The 645-nt window shown below is 66.7% G+C and carries 1 protein-coding gene; it reads right to left on the bottom strand.

The genetic code is table 11. The annotated features are described in order from the left end of the window. Positions 1 to 645 (bottom strand): VaFE repeat-containing surface-anchored protein (locus AMS65_RS17810; protein WP_157502430.1); only part of this gene is annotated, 645 nt, incomplete at both ends.

Here is a 645-nt window from a genome sequence, read left to right as displayed (position 1 = left end):
GCCGGTGGTGTCGGTGCCTTCGTAGAGCTGCTCGTAGGCGACGAGCACCTCACCCGCGAAGCCCTCGGGCACCACGAACGACACGTCGATCGAACCGTTGGCCTCGTCCGGGGTGAACGTCACGGAACCGGTGATCCCGGTGGCAGAACCATCGGCCTTGTTCATGAGTTCACCCGTGAGGGTGTACTCGGTGCCGGGGGTCAGGTTCTGGTACGCGACGGTGTCGATGACGGTGCCGCCGTTCCAGGGCAGCACCCGGTCGCCATCGGCGGAGTCGACCAGCGAGGTCCCGATCGCGGGCTCCGGCTGCGCCGGAGCATCCTCGACCGTGACCGTCTGAGCTGGATCGTCGATGTCCTCGTGAACCGCGACGGGGTCGCCGGTGGTGTCGGTGCCTTCGTAGAGCTGCTCGTAGGCGACGAGCACCTCACCCGCGAAGCCCTCGGGCACCACGAACGACACGTCGATCGAACCGTTGGCCTCGTCCGGGGTGAACGTCACGGAACCGGTGATCCCGGTGGCAGAACCATCGGCCTTGTTCATGAGTTCACCCGTGAGGGTGTACTCGGTGCCGGGGGTCAGGTTCTGGTACGCGACGGTGTCGATGACGGTGCCGCCGTTCCAGGGCAGCACCCGGTCGCCATC

This window comes from Leucobacter celer subsp. astrifaciens (assembly GCF_001273835.1).
GTDB lineage: Bacteria > Actinomycetota > Actinomycetes > Actinomycetales > Microbacteriaceae > Leucobacter > Leucobacter celer.
This window is presented reverse-complemented; position numbering and strand designations above follow the sequence as displayed.